This is a genomic window from Streptomyces sp. BHT-5-2, from assembly GCF_019774615.1.
Taxonomy (GTDB): domain Bacteria; phylum Actinomycetota; class Actinomycetes; order Streptomycetales; family Streptomycetaceae; genus Streptomyces.
Map to the genome: position 1 here is coordinate 3,960,226 of NZ_CP081496.1, position 21,160 is coordinate 3,981,385.

Here is a 21,160-nt window from a genome sequence, read left to right on the forward strand (position 1 = left end):
GCCGGCTCATCATCCGGTTCCACGGACACGTGGAGGACACCATGCGAATGAACCGCCCGCGCGGCACAGCCGTCGCAACCATGGCGCTCGCCATGGCCGGACTCACTGTTCCGGCCACGGCGGCAGCCCCGGTCGCCGGAGCCGACGCCACCTTCCTCAAGATGATTCACCAGGGCAATCTCGCCGAGATCGCCACCGCCAAGGATGCCCAGAAGCACACCACCAGCACCTGTGTGAAACAGGCAGCGGACATGTTCGTGCGCGACCACACCACGTTCGATGCGCAGGTCGTGGCGCTGGCCCGCAGCAAGGGAATCACCCTGCCCTCCACGGCGGCAGCCACCCAGCTGAATCAACTCACCACTCTGAAGTCCCTGCACGGTAAGCGGAACTACAAGCAGGTGTGGTTGCAGGTCCAGGACACGAGCCACCGGCAGGCCCTCGCGCTGATCGACAAGGAAGTGTCCTCCGGCAAGGACTCCAAGATCCGCGCGACCGCCCGAGCCGCCCGGCCCACAGTGGCAAAGCACCTCCAGGCGGTCAGCGGCGGAACCTGCCACGCCGTCAAGGTACGGACGGGCACCCGAACCTGATCGCCGACACCGGAGATGGCAGTCAGAGGGCGGCGGCAGCAACGCATGCCGCCGCTCTGCGGCTCAGCTGGACGTAACGAACGCCACCACCAAGGCCGTTGAGGTATGACTGGACAAGAAAAACCGCTCCGGAACACCGGCTGCGGTGGTCCCAGCAGGTCGCACCCCGCCGCCTGATCTGTGAAGGCGTCGGAGCGGTTCTGCTGGTCGGCGGCATCGGCGTCGGCTTCTGGTTGTCGCGGCGTACGGTCCGGCACAGGGCGATGCGCGCTTGACTCAACTGTCGCTACGGGAGGAACCGCTCGATGTGATCGTGCCGGCCAGGCACCGCTTCGCGGCCCGCACGGACGGCATCGATCTGGCGGAGGCCGCCGAGGAGACATGGGTCAGGGCCGGAGACCCGCACGATCAAGAGCAACTACTGACGGCGGCCGGGCTCGCGGCCGGGTTCACACCTGGACGGCGCATGCTGCGGTGGGCTGGTACGCGGTGGCCGCGCTGGTCGCCCACGGCTTCGGGACCGCGCTGGTGCCGCGCCTCGCACCGGTTCCGCGGGAGCCGAAGCTGGTACGGGTGCCCTTGCGCGATTCCCCTTCGCCGGTACGGCGTTTGGTCGCCAGGGGCCCAGCAGGTGACACCGACGCCCGGCCGTTCCCGGCCTGGCCGCCCGGGCCGGTGCCTGTGAACGGGAGTTGACGTCCGGGGCGTGCTCGGATCTGGCGCTGCGATGCCCGACCTTCGCTTCCGGCAACCGGCCTTCAGGGCACAGGTCTCAGCTGCGCCGGGCGGCGGATTCGCGCTGCGGTTCCTGGGCTGGCAGCGCCTCGTCGGTCAGGCCGAGGCGAAGGTGCTCGACGTGGTAGAGGGCCTGGTCGAGGAGTTCGGCGACGTGGTTGTCGTAGAGGGCGTAGACGACCGAGCGGCCCTTGCGGGTGCCGGTGACGAGGCCGAGGTTGCGCAGCAGCCGCAGCTGGTGGGAGCAGGCGGACTGCTCCATGCCCACCTCGGTGGCCAGTTCGGTCGCCGGCAGGGCTCCTTCCCGCAGGCGCGCGAGGATGAGCAGGCGGGAGGGGGTGGCCAGGGCCTGCAGGGTCGTGGCGACCTTGGCGGCGCTGGCCGCGTCCAGGCGTGCACGCGGGACGTTGCTGGAAGGCGGTGCGGCTCCGTGACCCATGCACCCATGGTACGACGCGCCATGAATACATGAATCGATGTTCATTCGTTCCTGTTACGCTGGGTGGGATTGAACGCCGTCCACTGCCGTTCTCACTCAGGGGATCGCTCCGATGTCTTCCACTCTCACCCGCCCTGCCCCGCCTGGGGACGCTGTCCGCGACGCGGCCGCGCCACGGCGCCGGACCAGGATCTTCGCGCTGCCCGAGGCCCGCTGGGCGGCCGCGGCGCTGGTCCTGTTCCTGATCGCGCTGCCGCTGTACCTGGCCGGTGCGCCGAGCTGGACGTGGGGGTCGCTGTTCACCCTCACCTACGTCGCCGGCGGCTGGGAGCCGGGCTGGGCAGGTTTGCAGGCCCTACGGGAGAAGACCCTCGACGTGGACCTGCTGATGGTGGTCGCCGCGCTCGGGGCAGCGGCGATCGGGCAGGTGCTGGACGGTGCGCTGCTGATCGTCATCTTCGCCACCTCCGGCGCCCTGGAGGCGATCGCCACCGCCCGCACCGCCGACTCGGTGCGCGGTCTGCTCGACCTCGCCCCCACCACCGCCACCCGGCTCGCCGAGGACGGCAACGAGGAGACGGTGCCGACCGCGCGACTCGGCGTGGGCGACACCGTCCTCGTACGTCCCGGTGAGCGGATCGGCGCCGACGGCCGGGTGCTGGACGGAGCCAGCGAGGTGGATCAGGCCACGATCACCGGCGAGCCCCTGCCGGTGGCCAAGCAGGAGGGCGACGAGGTCTTCGCCGGCACCCTGAACGGCACCGGAGCGCTGCGAGTGACGGTCGAGCGCGACCCGTCCGATTCGGTGATCGCCCGGATCGTGGCCATGGTCGAGGAAGCCTCCGAGACCAAGGCCCCCACCCAGCTGTTCATCGAGAAGGTCGAACAGCGTTACAGCCTCGGCATGGTCGCCGCCACCCTCGCCCTGTTCGTCCTTCCGCTGGCCTTCGGCGCCGATCTGCGGACCACGCTGCTGCGCGCCATGACCTTCATGATCGTCGCCTCGCCGTGTGCGGTCGTGCTGGCGACCATGCCACCGCTGCTGTCGGCCATCGCCAACGCCGGCCGCCACGGCGTGCTGGTCAAGTCCGCCGTGGTCATGGAACGTCTGGGACAGGTGGACGCGGTCGCCCTGGACAAGACCGGCACGCTGACCGAGGGGACCCCGCGCGTCACCGAAGTCCGCCCGCTGGCCGGCTCCGGGCTGACCGAGGACGAGTTGCTGCGGATTGCGGCCGCGGCCGAGCATCCCAGTGAGCATCCGCTGGCCCGCGCGATCGTGGACGCCGCTCGTGCCCGCACCCTGGACATCCCGCTGGTGGAGAACTTCGGTTCCACCCCCGGCGCCGGCGTGACGGCCACGGTGGAGGGCAGGGCCGTTGCGATCGGCAGCCCCGCCCGTCTGTTGGACGACCACCCCGCCCACCGGGCCCTCGCCGTGGCCGCGGGCCTGGAGGAAGCGGGCCGCACCGCCGTACTGGTCACCCTCGACGGGACGCCGGTGGGGATGCTGGGCATCGCCGACCGGCTGCGCGAGGAGGCCGCGGTCACCGTCGCCGCCCTGGGCGAGCTGACGGGCACCACCCCGGTGCTGGTCACCGGTGACAACCCGCGCGCGGCCACCCGGCTCGCCGAGGAGGTCGGCATCACGGACGTCCGGGCCGGGATGCTGCCGCAGGACAAGGTGCGCGCGGTGCGCGAGTTGGAGCAGGCGGGGCGGAAGGTGCTGGTGGTCGGCGACGGCGTCAACGACGCCCCTGCCCTGGCTGCCGCCCACACCGCCGTCGCGATGGGCCGCGCCGGCTCCGACCTCGCCCTGGAGACCGCCGACGCCGTCGTGGTGCGCGACGAGCTGGCCACCATCCCCGCCGTCGTCCGCCTCTCCCGCCGCGCCCGCCGTCTGGTCGTGCAGAACCTGGTCATCGCCGCGGTGTTCATCACCGGCCTGGTCGTCTGGGACCTGGTCGGCGCCCTGCCGCTCCCGTTGGGTGTCGCAGGCCACGAGGGCTCCACCGTCATCGTGGGCCTCAACGGCCTTCGCCTGCTGGCCGACACCGCCTGGCGCCGCGCCCACGGCGAGGGCGTGCGGTGACCGCGCCCGAACCGCCCTTGGTACCCACCCCCGATCCCACCCCCGATCTCAACCGATCCCCGTGACCGTCGAGGCCACGGACAGGGCCAAGGCAACGAGCGCTCCCGCAGCACAGTAGAGCCGCAACCGGCGCCGATCACCACGGTGACGCAGCTGACGAAGGTGGCGCAGATACAGCGCGGTGGCCCCGGCGAAGGTCAGACCGCCGGCGATGAACCACGGCCCCCACAGGTAGAGGTACCAGCCAGTCAGCGCAGCCAGATCCGGCTCGACAGCGGCGACGCCGGTCTCGACCAGCATGCCGTGGAGGACGAAGAGGCCACCATGCCAGGTGAGCAGGATCGCCGCGCCACCGCCGCAGAACACCAGGAGCCGGCTGATCCGCATGCCCCGCGGTCGCGTCAGACCGATGCCGACCAGGGCCCCGACGAGCTTCAGAAGGCCGGTCACCACCAGGACCGTCAAGAACCACGGCACTCCGTCGCGAGCGAGCCGCACCAATGACGGCGACACCGTCGACCGGGCGCCGAAGGTGTTGCCCGTCGCCCAGACGAAGCTGGGCACCGCGAACAGGAACCCCCATACCGCAGCGGCGTATCCAGGCCATCTGCTCAGGTGGAGGCGGAGCGCCGAGTCGGGATCGGGACGCGCCTCGTCGCCCAAGGAACGCATGATTGACATGACTCGATCATGGTCCGTCCTGCCTTCCCGCGCCCGTCCGGGCGACCCTGGCAGGTCCAGCCCGCTCAAGTCCGCCTGGAGAGAGGGCCGGTGGCGAACGTCGCCGCGGCTCGCATCGCGAACGCACCCGTGCGCCCTCCGGGAACACCAGTCGCAGTGGCCGAGCGCCCCTGAACCGGGCGGTATCCACCTACCATCCCACCATGCGCCACAGGTCTGCTGTAACAGTCACCGTGCTCGCCGGACTGGCCGCCCTGTCGGGATGTGCCACCGACGACGTACCGGCCATGGGCACTCTGGTCTCCACGCGACCCTCATCCTCACCGCCGGCAGGTGCCGCCGGGTCCCCGAACATCTGGTCCGCGCAACGGATGCGGAGCGCCCGGCCGTTCCGTCATGAGCCGGGGGTCTCGCACACCCCGCCGCCGACCACGTCCAACGCCCGGGTGGGCGCGCTGTTCAGCCATGGCGGCAGCGGCGACCACTTCTGCACCGGGAGCGTCGTGGACAGCCCCGGCAAGTCAGTGGTGATCACCGCCGCGCACTGCATTCACACCGGCAAGGGCGGCGGCTACCAGACGGATCTGGCCTTCGTCCCCGGCTACCGTGACGGCCAGACACCCAACGGCACCTGGCCGATCACGAAGATGGTCGTGGACGACCACTGGGCGCAGTCCTCCGACCCCGGATACGACGTGGGGTTCGTCATCGTCGGCAAACTCGACGGCAAGCGGATCGCCGACGTACTGGGCGCCAACACCTTCGGCTACGACGTCGGTTACGACAACAACGTGCGGATCACCGGCTATCCGGCCAGCGGCCAGGACCCCATCTCATGCGAGAACAAGGCCACGAAGTTCCGAACGGGCCAGATGAAGGTGGACTGCACCGGCTACAGCGGCGGGACCAGCGGCAGCCCCTGGCTTACCCACTTCAACCGCACCACCCGTACCGGCGAGGTCATCGGTGTCATCGGCGGCTACCAGACCGGCGGCGACACCGACGACACCTCCTACAGCCCGTACTTCAACGACGCCATCAAGTCCCTCTACGACAAGGCCGTCAACGAGGAGAGCCAGGCAGCCGGCCACCCCTCGAACACACCGCAGCCTTGAGACATTCGCTTGAGACACGCCCAGGCCGCCCCTCTTGGCGCCCCTGGGGCGGGCCACCGCGGGCGCGCGGATTGTCAGGCGCTTGTCGCATGTCCTCACGGGCGCAGTCGGCACCAAGTGGCCGCTCCGGTCGCAGCTCGAAGACATAAGAGTTTCCTGTGAAGGTGAAACCACCCCGCAACTTCCCCTGCTCCCAGGGAGTTTGAGCAGGCTGAGAGGTGCCGCTCCAGGCACCCGTAAGGCCCTAAGGACAACATCATGAAGCGTGTCTATCGCCTCGCCGTCGCAGCCGCCCTCAGCACCGCGGCCATCACCGGAAGCACGGCGGCCGCCGTCGCCGCCCCGGCGCCCGGTGCCCTCGCGGCAGTCGCTCACCACCCGCTCCACAAGGTCGCCAAGCGTGCCCACGTCTCGGCGACCGCGGCGGCGAACAAGCACACCATCCGGGTGGGTCAGGAGCTCCGCATCACCGGCAAGGTGACCGGCGTCCGTCCGGGCTCGAAGGTCCGCCTCCAGCAGCAGGACCACCGCCGGTGGGTCAACCTGCCGGTCACCGCCACCACCCAGAAGCACGGCGAGTACCTGCTGCGCTTCAAGCCGACGCACAAGGGCCGCACCGTCTACCGCGTCGCCGCCGACCACGCCGTCTCCTCCGACGTGGTCGTCACCGTGCGCTGACCTGATCGCACACCCACAGCGCAACGGCCCGGAGGAGAGGCGCCCTCCTCCGGGCCACGCTCGTTCACGGCGAAGAAATCCCGCTCCGCCTCCGCCGGCAACGCCCCACGGACGTCGACCAATCCGAGGTTCTACGTGAAGTCGGCATTCCGCTTCAGGCCGTGGCGTGTGCGGTGAGTGAAGGGAGTGGCGTTTCGTGCTTCACGTCACACCCGAGCGTGCAGTCTGGCGCATGGCGGGGCTCGTTCAAGGGTCCCCGCTCGCGGTGCGCCATGCATTGCGACTCAACTGAGAAGAAGGACGCCCGTCACCATGAGCAACACCTCCGGCATTGAGACCCGCGAGATAGCCGATGACGACCTCGACAACGTCGCCGGTGGTCTGTCCGTCAGCGGCACCCTGGACGGTCTGACCGCCAAGTTCGCGCCCGGTCCCAATGGCGTGCCCGTCCTCACCGGCGGCTCCATCAAGTCCCTCAGCGTGACTGTCTCGGACATCCCCTTGGGCCCGATCGGCGGCTGAGACCCTCGCTCGCTCCCTGCGTCCGCGGGTCGGCTCCTACGTGACCTGCGGCTTCGGGACAACCTTCGCTGTTCATGAGCTGAGGTAGGGGCATCGGCGGGTGTCTCCGCCGAGGCGGCGCCAGTCCGGCCGGACTGGCGCCTTTCCGCTTTCCCGGGCCCCGCCCCCGCCCAGGCCAGCGGCAGCGCGAACGACAACACCTCACCCTGGATCCACAGGATGCCGTCGAGCACGACGAACGCCACGTACGGCTTGTCCGTCAGCGCGATCCAACGCCCCTCCTCGCGGGGGACGCGAGGGGTTCGAGCTTGGGCAGCGTGACCAGTACGGCGGCGCTGCCGAGGAACGTCAGCGCGTTGCGAGGTCGGTCGCGGTCACTGCCAGGACGAACGCCCAGAACGAGTGGGCGAACAGCAGCGATGTCATGGAAAGAGCCTGGATCAGCAGCGTGACCAGAAAGATGTCCCGCGGACCGCGGCGGTCGGCGAGGCGCCCTACCGGGATACCGGCGATCAGTCCGACCACCGCCGCAATGCTGAGACCGAGGCCGACCTGCCCGATGGACAGGTGGATCTCCCGAAGGGCGTACAGCGGCACGGTCGCCAGGAAGGCCGCGGTGCCAAGCTGATTGACGAAACCGGCCAGCGCCAGCTTCCGCTGGGGCCCGGACTCCAGCAGCAGCCCTCTCCTCACCGACCAGGACCAGTTGGCGTCGCCGTTTTCCCCGGAGATGGTGGCGGTTGACGCGGTGGGGGCGTGACTCACCTGTACTCCGATACCTGTCGATCGTGCCGTGCCGAAATCGGGGTGCGCAGGAAGCGAAGGGTGGAGCATGCGCAGATGAGAGCTATGCCGAGAAGGCTCCTGACGTTGGGGGAATGTCACGGCGAAACCGGGAATCCGCACACGGCGCATCCGGTTGTCAGTAGTGGTGCTTCCCGGTGCAGGCGAGCGGCGTTGTGGTGCTCCTCCTCCAGAGTCCGGCCCGCCCCACTCACAAGTTCCAGCAGTGGGCCGCCCACCTGCTGCACACCGGGAGGAGACTGCCCGCAAGTTCAGTGACGCCGCCTGGTGGTGAACAACGCGACGGCTGTCACTGCCAGACCGTCGAGGCAGAGGAACGCCCACGGGAGGTGCGTGGCGTTGCCGAGGTGATGAGGAGCTGCGGATGGCCCGGGCCCGACGGCCAGAAACCCTCCCAGGACGGCAACGCCCAGGGCGTTGCCGAACTGACGCGCGGTGGCGGCGACTGCCGAGGCGACTCCTGCCTGGTTTGCCGGCATGGCGCTCACGGCAGTGCTGGTGATCGGTGGGTTCACCAGGCCGAGTCCGGTGCCCAGCAGCACGTAGGCGGCCGCGATCCCGGCGTAGGAGGTGGTGGAGCCCACCCGGAGCAGCATGGCGCTGCCCGCCGTGATGAGGAGTCCGGCGGCAGTCATTGGCGGGCAGGGCCCGTACCGGGCCACCAACCAGCCGCCCAGTGGTCCTCCGGCGGCGATCGCCACCGTGGCCGGCAGCAGGGCCACTCCGGCGGTCAGGGCGGACAATCCCCGCTCCTGCTGCAGGTACAGGGTGTTGACGAGCAGGAACCCGGCCAGCGCCACGAACGCCAGCAGAGCGATCACGTTCGCGCCGGTGAACGGAAGGTTGCGGAAGTACCGCAGGTCCAGCAACGGTTCGCGCTGCCGCAGCTCGACCACGACGAAAGCGATGAGTGCGGCGGCAGCGAGCACGAAACCAGTCACGATCGACGGTCTGGCCCATCCGTCCCGGGGCCCCTGGACAAGGGTGTAGGTCACCGTGGCCAGGAACACGATCATCAAGCCCTGTCCGAACGGGTCCGCCCGGCGGGGTCGGGATGCGCGGGATTCGGGTACGAACCGATGCGCGAGCATCAACGTGGCCAGGCCGAGCGGGATGTTGACCCAGAACACCGAGCGCCAGCCCGCGGCACTCACGAGCAGTCCACCGGCCAGTGGCCCACACGCGGTGGCTATGCCGAAGATCCCACTCCACACTCCCAGCGCCCGGTCCCGCTCGCCGGGGTCACGGAAGACGTCGCGCACGATCGACAGCGAAGTCGGTGTCAGCGCGGCCCCTCCGATGGCCTGAACCACCCGTGCCGCGATCAGCGTTTCCAGGTTCACGGCCATGCTGCACAGCGCCGACCCGATGGTGAAGACCAGCACTCCGAACAGGAACAGTCGACGTCGGCCCAACCGGTCGCCGATGGAACCGGCCAGCAGGAGCAGGCTGCCGAGTACCGACAGGTAGGCATCCATCACCCACTGCAGTGCGGTCAGATCGCAGGCCAGGCTGGTCTGGATCGCGGGCAACGCGACGTTGAGGATGGTGTTGTCCAGGTAGGTCATGAACAGGGTCAGACCGCAGATCCCCAGCACCGCCAGTCGGCGGCGCCGCCCCGAAGGGCCCGTCAAGGTGTCCCGGATCGCGGTGGTCGGTGGTAGGCGGAGGTGTGCAGACATGGAGCACAATCTCACCGATGCGGTGCCTTGCGGGCTACCGATAGGCTGCCACGTCATGCTCGTAGCCCGCCATATGCCCAGAGCAGGGTGGATCTCCCACGACCTGACCCACGGCGACATCAGTCCCCCTCACCAGCACGAGCGCGGACACCTCGTCTATGCCGCCAGCGGCATCCTGTCGGTCACAACCCAGCGGGGCAGGTGGATCTGCCCCGCCAACCGAGCCGCCTGGACCCCGGCCCGGACCGTGCACCAGCACCAGGCCCATGGGCGTACCGACATGCGCATCGTGTTCATCGCGCCCTCCCTGGCCCACGCCCTTCCCAACCGGCCCGCCGTACTTGCCGTTTCCGGACTGGCCCGGGAAGTCCTGCTGGCGCTCACCGGCAGCCGCTCCTATCGCCCGGCCACCCGCACGCGGTTACGCGCTGTCCTCGTCGAGGAAGTCAGCACGTCCTCGGAGCAACCTCTGCACCTGCCCGAGCCCCAGGACGACCGCCTACGGGCCCTGGCCCGCCTGCTCCATGGCGACCCCGCCAACACCGCTCCACTGGCGACGCTCGGCCAGGCCGTGGGCGCCAGCGAACGCACCCTCAGCCGGCTGTTCCACGACGAACTGGGCATGAGCTTTCATCAATGGCGCACCCAACTGCGCCTTCATCACGCCCTGGTTCTGCTCTCGGAGGGGCACACCGTCACCACCACGGCTCATGCCTGCGGGTGGTCCAACCCCAGCACCTTCATCCACGCCTTCACCTCGGCCATCGGGCAAACTCCCGGCAGTTACCAACACGACTTGCGGGGTGGGTAGTTCGAGGCACCGAGCTTTCCTGGCATGCCAGGCATGGCTGATGTGCCATCGTGCCAGGCAACGCGACGGGGTCCGGCGCCACGAACGCCGGGCGTTTTCTGCTTGCCAGTTGAGCGCAGATCGTGATGCGGGCTCGTTGGGGAGCGGACGAGCGGTTCGCTCAGCGGTGGTTGGCCGGGGCGGCCGTGAGTGCTGTGTCTGCGGCATCGAGGATCCTGCCGAAGACGTGGGCGACGACCGGCTTGGCAAGTGCCCGGGTGAACTGTTCTCCGGAGAGACCCCGCAGGGGCCGCAACTGTGACGCCTTCCGCTGTGACGTGCCTCACTCCGTGGCCGGCCGGCGTCATCCACGACATGCGAGTCGACCGCGGCCACGGCATCGTCGGAGCGCTTGGCGGAACCGGCATGCCGCGCGTTCCTTCGCGCCAGGCAGCGCGGGGTTCCCGGTCGTATCGCGTTGTACTTTTTCGTTTCCGGGGCGCTCTCCGGGGCGTTCTATTGCGGCGCGGTGCGGAAATGGTCGTGCGCCTCGTCTGGCGTCATATGCCTTTCGGTCATTGCCATGGCTTGTGCTCGACCCGCGGTATCCCTCTCGTTACTCAGTGAAACACGATGCTGTTGGCGCTTTCCGGCCAGGCCGGCCGGGAAGTGATGCCGGACACGTTTCGGTGCGGTTTTCACGCGTGGCGTCCGGTGAGGAGCGGATCGACTCCGGCGGAGCGGGGAGGTGGAGGTGAATGCTGGTGTCCTCCGTGCCCTCGTACCCGTGGTCACAGGGGGCGTGTCGTGCTCCGTCGGGAGTTTGGTTTCTGCCATTCAGCTCAGGTCGGTGGTGGGCGAGTCGGCCATGTCCAGAAGGCGCTGTCGGCCTGCCTTGCTGTGGTTAGGTTCCTTCCGTCGATGAGCTGGCGTCGCACGACCCCGTGCCAGCACCCAATTGGCGAGCGCATCGTTGCCGGTTACCCCGGCCGGCCAAGCGCCCGCCTGCGCAGAGAGGCTGAACCATACGTGTGGCTGTCATTGGACAGGGCTATGTGGGCTCGCCTCTTCCACTCGCCGCTGTCTCTGCGGGGGCACCGCGTTCTCGCCGTCGAACCGGATCGCGTTCGCACGGGCCTGTTCCACCTGGGAGTGGCCTCGACCCGTGTGCGGTGCCCGGCGCAGCGGGGAACGGGCGTGATGGCTGACGGCGCTCACGCCGTGGTGAGCGGGGGCTGTCGCCTTTCCCACGATCCGCCGAGTGCCTCCGCCAAGGCCGGGCGTGTGGCTTCGCTGCGGGGTAATTAGCCAAAGGCCGTCAACGGCGGTGTCTGCAAACTGTGCCCGGTAGGGCGGGACGCTGCCGGTCCGCGGTCTGATCACTGGACTTCTCGGCGCAGTGCCGACGGTCGTTTCACGGCCGCCGGATTGTTGCGCGTACTGGTTGCGCAGCAGCCTGATTCGGAGTTTGTGCTGCCGTCTTCGGGCGGCGGTATACCCGAGCGCGCTGCCGATCGTTCCCAGGCCGCGCGCCGGCGACCGCATTCGTGACTTCCACTTCCACTTTGCCGGTACCCGTGCCGGTCGACTGGCTTGTCTGAATCCGAAGGAGCACAATGACGAACTATTCGTTGGTCGATGAGGCGACGGCAGGACTGCGTTCCGAAATCGACGGGCACCTGCCCGTGGTGACGATCCCCGGCAGGTTGACGCCCGCCGACCTCGAAGTGGCCGCCCAGGGCCCGGTACAGGTGGACATCGCCGAGACCGCGATGAAGCGCGTCGCGGAGTGCCACACGTTCATGGAGTCGTGTGTCGCCGAGGGGCGAGAAATCTACGGAATGACCACCGGCTTCGGGTCGTTGGTCGATTTCGCGGGGCGTTCTTCCGCGGCCGAGCAGTGCAACGGGCTGTTGGATTTCCTGAAGGCCGGTCACGGCCCCGACCTGCCGCCGGAGGTGGTGCGGGCCACCCTGCTGGCCCGCCTGTGGTCCCTTACGCACGGGCGCTCGGCGATCTCGCCGGACGCGCTGGAGGCGTTGGCCGCCGTGCTCCGGACGCCCTTCACCCCGGCCGTGCCGCAGTGGGGATCCGTCGGCGCCAGCGGAGACCTGATTCCGCTCACCTATGTCGTGCGTGCCTTGCAGGGGCAGGGACACGCCTACCTGGACGGGACGCGCATACCCGCCGCCGAGGCGCTGAAGAGAGCCGGCCTCGAACCCCTTCAGCTGGCCGGGCGTGACGCGTTGGCGCTGGTCAACGGTACGTCGGTGACCGCCGCGGCCGGCGGACTGGCCCTCGCCAGCCTCACTCGCTCGCTGAACACCTCGATCGTGCTCACCGCTCTGCTGGCCGATCTGCTCGGCAGCGACGCGGGATTCGCCGCCGCACCGCTGATGGAGGCATTCGGTCACCGGCACACCGTGGAGGTCGGGGCCAGACTGCGCGACCTGCTGAAGGGGGCGACCAAGTCCGGCTCCCGGCCGTTGCAGGAGCCGTACAGCATCCGCTGCACCCCGCAGCTGATCGGCGCGGCCGCGGGCACGCTCGACTACGCCTCGTCGGTGATCGGTGACGACCTCAACGGGATCAGCGACAACCCGCTGTTCTTCGCCGAGGACGACCTCATCACGCACGGCGGCAACTTCTTCAGCCAGCCGGTGGCCTTCGCGGCCGATTCGATGTCGACCGTCGCGGCCCAGTTGGGCAACCTCGCCGAGCGCCAGCTCGATCTGCTCACGGACACCCACCGCACCGGTGGTCTGCCGCCGATGCTCGCCAGCGCCCCCGGGCGTCAACACGGCGTGGTGGGCCTACAGTTGGCGGCGACCGCGACGGTGGTGGCGATGCGCCGGGCCGCCGTGCCCGTCTCCGATCAGAGCCTGCCCACCAACGGCCACAACCAGGACGTGGTCCCGATGGGGACACAGGCCGCGCTCACCGCGCTGGAGCAGGCCGGAAAGCTGCGCTGGTTGCACGGCGCCCTGGCCGTCGCCCTGCGACAGGTCGCCTACGTCGCCGACCGCGGTGCAACGGCTCCGACGTGCGGCTCCGCCCTGGAGCGACTGAGCGAGATCGTCCCGCCGATCGACCCGGACCGTCCGCTCGACATCGATGTCCAACGGGCGACGGAGCTGCTGGAGGACCTGTCCGCCGCGTGGTCCCCGCGGAACGGCCTGGCAGGGATCGGGTCGCTGTAGGGACTCCCCGGGTCGGCGACGTACGCGATCCCTCCCCTCCCCTGGCCTGTGTGGCGGCCAGGGGAGTCCAACAGGCAGCACACATACGTCCGCGGTGAAAGGAGGAACATTGGTCACCGCAGCCGCTTCATACCTCCCCTCCTTGAGCAGTCTGCGCTTCGTCGCCGCATGTTTGGTGGTGGCCCAGCACGCCAGTCTCATCTGGGCCGACGGTCAGGAGAGCGCCGCTCTGCTCCGGCCGGGCTTTGCGGCCGTCTCGCTCTTCTTCATGCTGAGCGGTTTCGTTCTCACCTGGTCGGGGCGGCCCGGCACCTCCGCCCGCACGTTCTGGCGCGGCCGAGCGGCCAGGATCTACCCCACGCACCTGGTGGCCCTGGCGGGCGGGATCCTGCTGCTCTGGACGTTCGGCCAGGACGTGCCGGTGCGGCAGTGGCTCCCCAACGCCCTTCTCGTCCAGACCTGGTCGCCGCACTTCAACCTGCTGGATGCCGGGGTCAATCCGGTCAGTTGGTCCTTGTGCTGCGAGGCCGCGTTCTATGTGGTCTTCCCGCTCCTGGTGCGCCTGGCCAACGCGATCCCCGCGGCGCGCCTGTGGCGCTGGGCGGCGGCAGCCATGGCGACCACCATGCTCGTGCCGGTGCTGGTCACCGTTCTCCGGCCGGCCGTGGAGGGGGAGCCGACGTTCGGCTATTTCCCGGTCACCCTGCACCAGATGTGGCTGGTGTACGCCTTTCCGCTGGCCCGGCTGCCGGAGTTCCTCCTCGGTGTGCTGCTGGCGAGGCTGGTCAGGGAAGGGCGTGCCCATGGCGTCCGGCTGTGGCACGGTGCCGTGGCGTTGGCGGTCGTGTTGCCCTTCCAGCTGCGGGCGCCCCTGCTGTTCAGCATTGCCGCTCTGACCGTCATCCCCTTCACGGCGATCATGCTGGGTGCCGTCAACAGTGATGTCCGGAGCGGGCCGACTCTTCTTCGCAACCGCGTACTCGTATGGCTGGGCGGGGTCACCTTCGGGCTGTATATGACGCACTTCCTGGTGATTCAGAACGGATATGAGCTCCTTGATCCGTCACATACGGCGGGCGCACTCCAGAAACTCCTTTACACGGCAGTGCTGTTGGCCGCGGCGCTCACCGTCGCCGTGCTGATGTACCGGTGCGTGGAACTGCCGATGATGCGGCTGCTGAGCGGCCGGCGGCGAGCCGGAGCCCGTACCGGACGAGAAACAGCGGTTGTCCCGGAGCCGCTTGTCGAAGCGCTGCTGCCCGGGCGTGAGACACCGTCCAAAACCGAAATGCAATCAGAGGCGTGAGTTCACAAGACATGGAAGGGGAATCGCTGATGAGCGCATCCTCACCGTCGGCGGGCCAGGACGTGCCGGACATGGCGTCACCGGATGAGCGGGCGTCGGTCACGGTCGTCGGTCTGGGGCTGATGGGTTCCGCACTGGCCGATGCGTTCCTGCGTCACGGACATCGGACGACGGTCTGGAACCGTTCGCCCGAAAAGGCGGAAGCCCTCGTCACGAAGGGGGCGCAGCGGGCCGCCACGGTGGCCGAGGCCATTGCGGCCGGCGATCTCACGGTCGTCTGCGTCCGGGACTACGAGGCGGTACGGCACCTTCTCGACCCCGTAAGCCATGCGCTCTCCGGTCGGGTGCTGGTGAACCTCACCTCCGGGACGTCCGACGAGGCCCGGGCCATGGCCCGGTGGGCGGCCGAGCACGGCGCGGAATACCTGGACGGGGTGCTCCTGGCGGTCCCGGACACCATCGGCGAGCCCGACACCGCCATTCTGTGTGCGGGACCGCGGAAGACCTTTGACGAGCACCGTCGGTCATTGAGCGGGCTGGGCGGGGGCCTCACCCACCTCGGCACCGACGTCGGAATTCCCGCGTTGTACGACATCGCGCTGCTCGACATCATGTGGACGAGCCTGAACGGATTTCTGCACGCGCTGGCGCTCGTCGGCACCGAGAACATCAAGGCGACGGATTTCGCCCCGTACGCGAACATGCTGTTCGGCACCCTGCAATCGCTCGCCTCGGGATATGCACAGCAGGTCGACCAGGGCGATTACACGGCCGAGGACTCGACCATCGCCACGCACCTGGCGGCGACGGCGTATCTCGTCTCGGAGAGCGCGGCCAGAGGGATCGACGGTCAACTGCCCGAACAGGCCAGGGCGGTCATGGAAAAGGCGATCGCCCAGGGGCACGCGGGCGACGGTTACGCACGCATCATCGAGTGCTTCAGGCGACCGCCGGCCTGACTTCGTCCCGGGAACCGCGCGGCGCTGCGACCGCGCGGGTTCCGCGGGCACTTCGGAACCAGAGACAGCATCACAAGCATTCGCCCTGATATCGAGTCGGCGAATTGGACCGTGCGACTGGGAGTGGTATTCACATGGCCGACGATGACAAGCTCCGCCAGTATCTCAAGCGGGTGGTCGCCGATGCCGTGGACAGCCGCCGGCGCCTCGACGAAATCGAGGAGAGGGCCCGTGAGCCGATCGCCATCGTCGGGATGGCGTGCCGCTACCCCGGTGGGGTGAGCTCACCGGAGCAGCTGTGGCAGGTGGTCTCCGACGGTGTCGACGCGGTGTCGCCCTTCCCTGACAACCGTGGATGGTCCCTCGACGACCTCTTCGATCCGGACCCCGACCACGTGGGCACGTCCTATTCCAGGCAGGGCGGGTTCCTGCACGACGCGGACCTGTTCGATCCGGAGTTCTTCGGGATGTCGCCGCGGGAGGCGCTGGCCTCCGACCCCCAGCAGCGACTGCTGTTGGAGACCGCCTGGGAGACGTTCGAACGGGCGAGGATCGTCCCCGACGCGGTGCGGGGCAGCCGGACCGGCGTGTTCGTCGGCGCGATGTACAACGACTACGGTTCGCGCCCGTATCTGCCGCCCCAGGGGTTCGAGGGCTATCTGTCCAGCGGCAGCGCGGGCAGTGTCGCCTCGGGCCGGCTGGCCTACGTCTTCGGCCTGGAAGGCCCGGCCATCACCGTGGACACCGCGTGCTCCTCGTCGTTGGTCGCCCTGCACCTGGCGGCGACCGCGTTGCGTCGGGACGAGTGCGGACTGGCGCTGGCCGGTGGTGTGACGGTGATGTCCACCCCCAGGGCCTTCGTCGAGTTCTCCCGGCTGCGCGGGCTGTCGCCCGACGGCCGGTGCAAGTCCTTCGGCGCGTCCGCCGACGGCACCGGCTGGGCCGAGGGCGTCGGACTGCTGCTGCTGGAGCGGCTCTCCGACGCCCGCCGCAACGGCCATCAGGTGCTGGCCGTGCTCAGTGGGACGGCGATCAACCAGGACGGTGCCAGCAACGGCCTCAGTGCGCCCAACGGCCCCGCTCAGGAACGGGTGATCCGCCAGGCACTGGCCGACGGCCGCCTGTCCCCCACCGACATCGACGTGGTCGAGGCACACGGCACCGGCACCCCGCTCGGCGATCCCATCGAGGCTCGTGCCCTGCTGGCCACCTACGGCCGGAACCGTCCTGCCGGCCAGCAGATCTGGCTGGGCTCGCTGAAGTCCAACATCGGGCACTCCCAGGCGGCGGCGGGCGTCGGCGGCGTGATCAAGATGGTCCAGGCCCTGCGGCACGGCGTCCTGCCGCGCACCCTGCACGCCGACGACCCCACTCCGCACGTCGACTGGGACACCGGCGCGCTGTCCCTGCTCACCCGGGCCCGGGCCTGGCCGTCCACCGACCGGCCCCGCCGCGCCGCCGTCTCCTCGTTCGGATTCAGCGGCACCAACGGGCACATCATCGTCGAGCAGGCACCGCCGGTGCCCGCCGAGGAGGCCGCCCCGGCGCCGGCCGCCGGCGCCCGGCCGCCGCTGCTGCCGTACGTGCTGTCGGCAAGGTCCGCCGGGGCGCTACGCGACCAGGCCCGCAATGTGGCGTCACTGCTCGTCGAACGGCCTGCCGGGCACGGCGACGTCGAGCGCGGCGACGCCGACCCGCTGGACGTGGCGTACTCGTTGGCGACCACCCGTGCGGCGCTGGCGCACCGCGCCGTGGTGGTGGCGGCCGACCGGGACGAGCTGGTGCGCGGTCTGACCGAGGTGGCCGACGACGCGCCGGGCGTCCTGCGCGGGATGCCGCAGGAGGGTCTGACCGCGTTCATGTTCACCGGCGGTGGCTCCCAACGCATCGGCATGGCACGGGAGTTGCATGCGTCGTTCCCCGTCTTCGCCGCGGCGTTCGACGAGGTGTGCGCGGCGCTGGACGAGCATCTGCCGCGTCCGCTGCGCTCGGTGATCGAGTCGGGCGACGAGCTGGACCAGATCGACTACACCCTCGCGGCCCTGTTCGCGGTCGGGGTCGCGCTGTTCCGCCTGTTCGAGTCGTGGGGTGTGCACCCGGACTTCCTCGTCGGCCACTCGACCGGTGAGCTGATCGCCGCGCACCTCGCGGGCGTGCTGTCGCTGCCCGACGCGGCCACGATGGTGACCGCCCGCGGCCGGTTGATGCGGGCGCTGCCCGAGGGCGGCGCGATGGTCGCCGTCGAGGCGACGGAGGAAGAGGTGCGCGCGACGCTGGACGGTTCCGGCCGGGCGGTGGTCGCGACGATCAACGGCCCGCGCTCGGTGGTCGTCTCGGGCGACGAGGACGCGGTCCTGGCCGTGGCGGCCGTCTGGCGGGAGCGGGGCCGCCAGACCAAGCGGCTGCCGATCAGCCATGCGTCGCACTCACCGCGCATGGACCCGATGTTGGCGGAGTTCCGGACGATCGTCCGGGGCCTGACCTTCCACCGGCCGAAGGTCGGGATCGTGTCCACGGTGACCGGTCGGGTCGAGTCCGGGGACCGGTGGGCCACGCCGGACTACTGGGTGGAGCAGGTCCGGCTCCCGGTGCGCTTCCTCGACGCGGTGCGCGCCCTGGAATCCGAGGGCGTGGCCACGCTGCTGGAACTGGGCCCCGACGGTGTGCTCTCGGCGATGGCGGCGACCGGCGTCGAACAGGCCGTGGCGATCCCCGCCATGCGCCGGGACCACCCCGAGCCGCGCACCCTGGTCAACGCGCTCGGCCTGCTGCATGCGCGCGGGGTCGCCGTCGACTGGCCGGGCTTCTTCGCCGGCACCGGTGCACGGCAGGTGGATCTGCCGACCTATCCGTTCCAGCGTGAGCGGTACTGGCTGGAGCCGTCGGCGTCCGCGCCCTCCGCGTCCGGCGGCGCGGACCATCCGCTGCTCGGGGCGGCGGTCGCGGTGGCCGGCGCCGACGAGGTGCTGTTCACCGGTCGGGTCTCGCTTCGGGCCCAGCCCTGGCTGGCCGAGCACATGCACTCCGACACCGTCGTACTGCCGACGTCCGCGCTGGTCGACATGGTGATCAGGGCGGGTGGCGAAGTGGGCAGTCCGGTCGTGGACCAACTGACCGTGTCCGCCCTGCTCGCCGTGCCCGAGGCCGGTGAGGTGCCGCTCCAGGTCCGGGTCGGCGCGCCGGACGACTCGGGACGGCGTCCGGTCACCGTGCACGCCCGGCCGGAGGGGGAAGCGGCCGAGTGGACGAGGTTGGCGATCGGCGGCCTCCGTGCGGAGGACGCACCTACCGGGCCGGGGATTCCGACGGCGGAGGATCTCGCCGATGCCGTCGAGATCCGGCTGCCGGAGCAGTTCTCCGCGGGCATCGCGGACTTCGGCCTGCATCCACTGCTCCTGCACACCGCCCTGGCGGTGGCCGAGGGCGCCGGGGCCGCGGCCCGGCCGCGCGATGCCGTCGAGTGGCGCGGGGTGCGCTTGCACACCCCCGGCACCCCCGGAGCCACCGCCGTGCGCGCCCTGCTCACCCCGACCGGTGGGAACGCGGTGTCCGTGCTGCTGACGGACCTCGACGGGGTGCCGCTGGCGACCGTCGAGTCGGCCCTCTCACGTGACCTGACGCCCGCGGACCTGGTCGGCGCACCCGGGCCCCTCCGCGCGCTCCACCACCTCACCTGGACCGCCCTCGCGGCACGGCAGACGCCCGCGCCCATGGACCTGGCGGCGGTGGGCCGGGTCCCCGGCGAGGACCCCGGCATCCCGCACTACGAGGACCTCGCCGCCCTCGGCCGGGCGATCGAGTCCGGTGCGTCCCCGCAGGTCCTGGTGGTCCACCCGGACTCCGGGGCGGACCGCGACGTCGTCGTCGACGCGGTGCACGGGACGGTGCTCCGGTCCCTGGCCGTGCTACAGGAATGGCTGGCCGACGACCGGATGACGGACACCCGGCTGGTGATCGTCACCAGGGGCGCGGTGGCGGCGGGCGACGACGAGGTCCCCGCCCTCGACACGGCCGCAGCCCTGGGGCTGGTCCGCTCGGCCCAGGCGGAGAATCCCGGCCGGATCGTGCTTGTGGACACCGACGCCCCGCACATCGACCCGGCATCGCTGTCCTCGGTCCTCGCCACGGACGAGCCGCAGGCCGCCATCCGGGAAGGCCGGATCCTGGTCCCGCGGCTGCACCGGGTCGCCCCCTCCCCCGCGGACGGCGGGCCGGCCCGGGCGTGGCGGCCGGGCGGCACGGTGCTGATCACCGGAGGCACCGGTGCGCTCGGGGCCGCCGTCGCCCGTCACCTGGTCGTCGAGCACGGCGTCCGTCACCTGTTCCTGGCCGGCCGCCGCGGCGACCAGGCCGCGGGGGCCGACCGGCTGCGCGCCGAACTCACCGAACTCGGCGCGCACGTACGGATCGTCGCCTGCGACGTCGCCGACCGGGCCGCCCTGGCCGCGCTGCTCGCCGAGGTGCCCGCGGAGCACCCGCTGACCGGGATCGTGCACGCCGCGGGCGTGCTGGACAACGCCCTGCTGCCGGCGATGACCCCCGACCAGGTGGCGGCGGTGCTGCGGCCCAAGGTCGATGCCGCCTGGCATCTGCACGACCTGACCCATGGGGGCGACCTGTCGGCGTTCGTGCTGTTCTCCTCGGTCGTCGGCGTGTTCGGCGGTCCCGGTCAGGCGAACTACGCCGCCGCCGGCGCGTTCCTGGACGGGCTGGCCCACCACCGCCGGGCGCACGGTCTGCCGGCGACGTCGCTGGCATGGGGGCTGTGGGAGGTCGAGGGCGGGATCAACGCGGGGCTGCACGACGTCGACCGGGCCCGCTTCGCCCGCGACGGGTTCCTGCCCGTAGGCGTGGCGGACGGTCTGCGGCTGTTCGACGCCGCGCTCAGCGGCGAGCGGCCCGCCCTGACCGCCACACCGTTCGATCTGGCGGCCGTGCGGGCCGGAAACCGGGTTCCGCCGTTGCTCCGTGCGCTGGTCCCGACGGCGGGACGCCGCACGGCGCGGACCGTCGCCGCCGCTGAAGTGCCGCTGTGCCGAAGGCTGTCCGGGATGGCCGGCGCCGAGCGGCAGGAGTTCGTCCTCGACCTGGTCCGCGCCGAGGTCGCCGTCGTGCTCGGTCTGCGCGATCCGGCCACCGTCGATCCGCAGCGGCCGTTCCAGGAGCTGGGGTTCGACTCGCTCACCGCCGTCGAGCTGCGCAACCGGCTGGGCGCCGCCGCCGGGGTCCGCCTGCCGGCCACCGCCGTGTTCGACCATCCGACTCCGGCGGCCCTCACCGAGTTCCTGCTCGCCACGGTCGTCCCCGACGACGGGTCGTCGCGCTCCCCGGTCCTGGCCGAACTGGACAGGCTGGAGGAGGTCCTCGCGACGGCGGCCGACCACGACGGCGCCCACGACGCGATCACCGTACGGCTACAGACCCTCCTGTCGCGCTGGATGGAGACCCGGGCGGCGCCCGGCGACACCGGTCCGGTGGACACCTTCGAGCCCGCCTCGACCGCGGAACTCCTCGACTTCATCGACAACGAGCTCGGCCGCGCCGACACCCGAACGTCCTGACCT

The 21,160-nt window shown here is 70.3% G+C and carries 15 protein-coding genes; 11 read left to right on the forward strand and 4 right to left on the reverse strand.

Features of this window, described 5'->3' with window-relative positions:
- Positions 1-41 precede the first annotated feature (41 nt).
- Together K2224_RS17740 and K2224_RS41700 are read left to right on the forward strand one after the other, a co-directional pair.
- Entirely contained in the window at positions 42-593 is a 552-nt protein-coding gene (locus tag K2224_RS17740) for a DUF4142 domain-containing protein (RefSeq protein ID WP_221907485.1), read from the forward strand.
- A gap of 229 nt (positions 594-822) precedes the next feature.
- Positions 823-1,278: a LysR substrate-binding domain-containing protein gene (locus K2224_RS41700; RefSeq protein ID WP_399020075.1), complete on the forward strand. Its 456-nt coding sequence runs from the start codon at positions 823-825 to the stop codon at positions 1,276-1,278.
- Positions 1,279-1,365: 87 nt separating this feature from the next.
- On the opposite strand, the gene K2224_RS17750 is transcribed toward K2224_RS41700, so the two are convergent.
- A complete protein-coding gene (locus tag K2224_RS17750) occupies positions 1,366-1,767 on the reverse strand; it encodes a metalloregulator ArsR/SmtB family transcription factor (protein WP_221907488.1) in 402 nt (133 codons plus the stop codon).
- Between the two features lie 112 nt (positions 1,768-1,879).
- Here K2224_RS17750 and K2224_RS17755 point away from each other — a divergent pair, with 112 nt between their 5' ends.
- The gene (locus tag K2224_RS17755; protein ID WP_221907489.1) at positions 1,880-3,859 is read left to right on the forward strand and encodes a heavy metal translocating P-type ATPase; all 1,980 of its coding nucleotides are present in this window, start codon (positions 1,880-1,882) and stop codon (positions 3,857-3,859) included.
- 48 nt (positions 3,860-3,907) lie between these two features.
- Here K2224_RS17755 and K2224_RS17760 read toward each other — a convergent pair whose 3' ends face one another.
- Positions 3,908-4,531, reverse strand: coding sequence for a DUF3995 domain-containing protein (locus K2224_RS17760; protein WP_221909777.1), 624 nt, complete (start codon positions 4,529-4,531; stop codon positions 3,908-3,910).
- 212 nt (positions 4,532-4,743) lie between these two features.
- Between K2224_RS17760 and K2224_RS17765 the strand changes: the two genes are divergently transcribed.
- The 3 genes from K2224_RS17765 (at position 4,744) to K2224_RS17775 (ending at position 6,855) form a co-directional block, all read left to right on the forward strand.
- Positions 4,744-5,655: a serine protease gene (locus K2224_RS17765; RefSeq protein ID WP_260692745.1), complete on the forward strand. Its 912-nt coding sequence runs from the start codon at positions 4,744-4,746 to the stop codon at positions 5,653-5,655.
- Positions 5,656-5,913: 258 nt separating this feature from the next.
- On the forward strand, positions 5,914-6,333 hold the full coding sequence (locus K2224_RS17770) for a hypothetical protein (RefSeq protein ID WP_221907491.1): 420 nt from the start codon (positions 5,914-5,916) through the stop codon (positions 6,331-6,333).
- A 312-nt stretch (positions 6,334-6,645) separates the two neighbouring features.
- Positions 6,646-6,855: a hypothetical protein gene (locus tag K2224_RS17775; protein ID WP_221907492.1), complete on the forward strand. Its 210-nt coding sequence runs from the start codon at positions 6,646-6,648 to the stop codon at positions 6,853-6,855.
- Positions 6,856-7,203: 348 nt separating this feature from the next.
- Here K2224_RS17775 and K2224_RS17780 read toward each other — a convergent pair whose 3' ends face one another.
- Entirely contained in the window at positions 7,204-7,620 is a 417-nt protein-coding gene (locus K2224_RS17780; RefSeq protein WP_221907494.1) for an MFS transporter, read from the reverse strand.
- Between the two features lie 290 nt (positions 7,621-7,910).
- Positions 7,911-9,257 carry an MFS transporter gene (locus K2224_RS17785; RefSeq protein ID WP_221907496.1) on the reverse strand — a complete coding sequence of 449 codons (1,347 nt, stop codon included), beginning with the start codon at positions 9,255-9,257 and terminating at the stop codon, positions 7,911-7,913.
- A 139-nt stretch (positions 9,258-9,396) separates the two neighbouring features.
- Here K2224_RS17785 and K2224_RS17790 point away from each other — a divergent pair, with 139 nt between their 5' ends.
- The 5 genes from K2224_RS17790 to K2224_RS17810 all read left to right on the forward strand — a co-directional run bounded on the left by K2224_RS17790 (position 9,397) and on the right by K2224_RS17810 (position 21,157).
- A complete protein-coding gene (locus tag K2224_RS17790; RefSeq protein WP_260692746.1) occupies positions 9,397-10,152 on the forward strand; it encodes a helix-turn-helix transcriptional regulator in 756 nt (251 codons plus the stop codon).
- 1,595 nt (positions 10,153-11,747) lie between these two features.
- Positions 11,748-13,331, forward strand: coding sequence for a histidine ammonia-lyase (gene hutH / locus K2224_RS17795; RefSeq protein ID WP_221907497.1), 1,584 nt, complete (start codon positions 11,748-11,750; stop codon positions 13,329-13,331).
- 142 nt (positions 13,332-13,473) lie between these two features.
- Entirely contained in the window at positions 13,474-14,637 is a 1,164-nt protein-coding gene (locus K2224_RS17800; protein ID WP_221907499.1) for an acyltransferase, read from the forward strand.
- 29 nt (positions 14,638-14,666) lie between these two features.
- Positions 14,667-15,596, forward strand: coding sequence for an NAD(P)-binding domain-containing protein (locus K2224_RS17805; RefSeq protein ID WP_313904782.1), 930 nt, complete (start codon positions 14,667-14,669; stop codon positions 15,594-15,596).
- Positions 15,597-15,769: 173 nt separating this feature from the next.
- Positions 15,770-21,157, forward strand: coding sequence for an SDR family NAD(P)-dependent oxidoreductase (locus tag K2224_RS17810; RefSeq protein ID WP_399020077.1), 5,388 nt, complete (start codon positions 15,770-15,772; stop codon positions 21,155-21,157).
- The last annotated feature ends 3 nt before the right edge of the window (positions 21,158-21,160 follow it).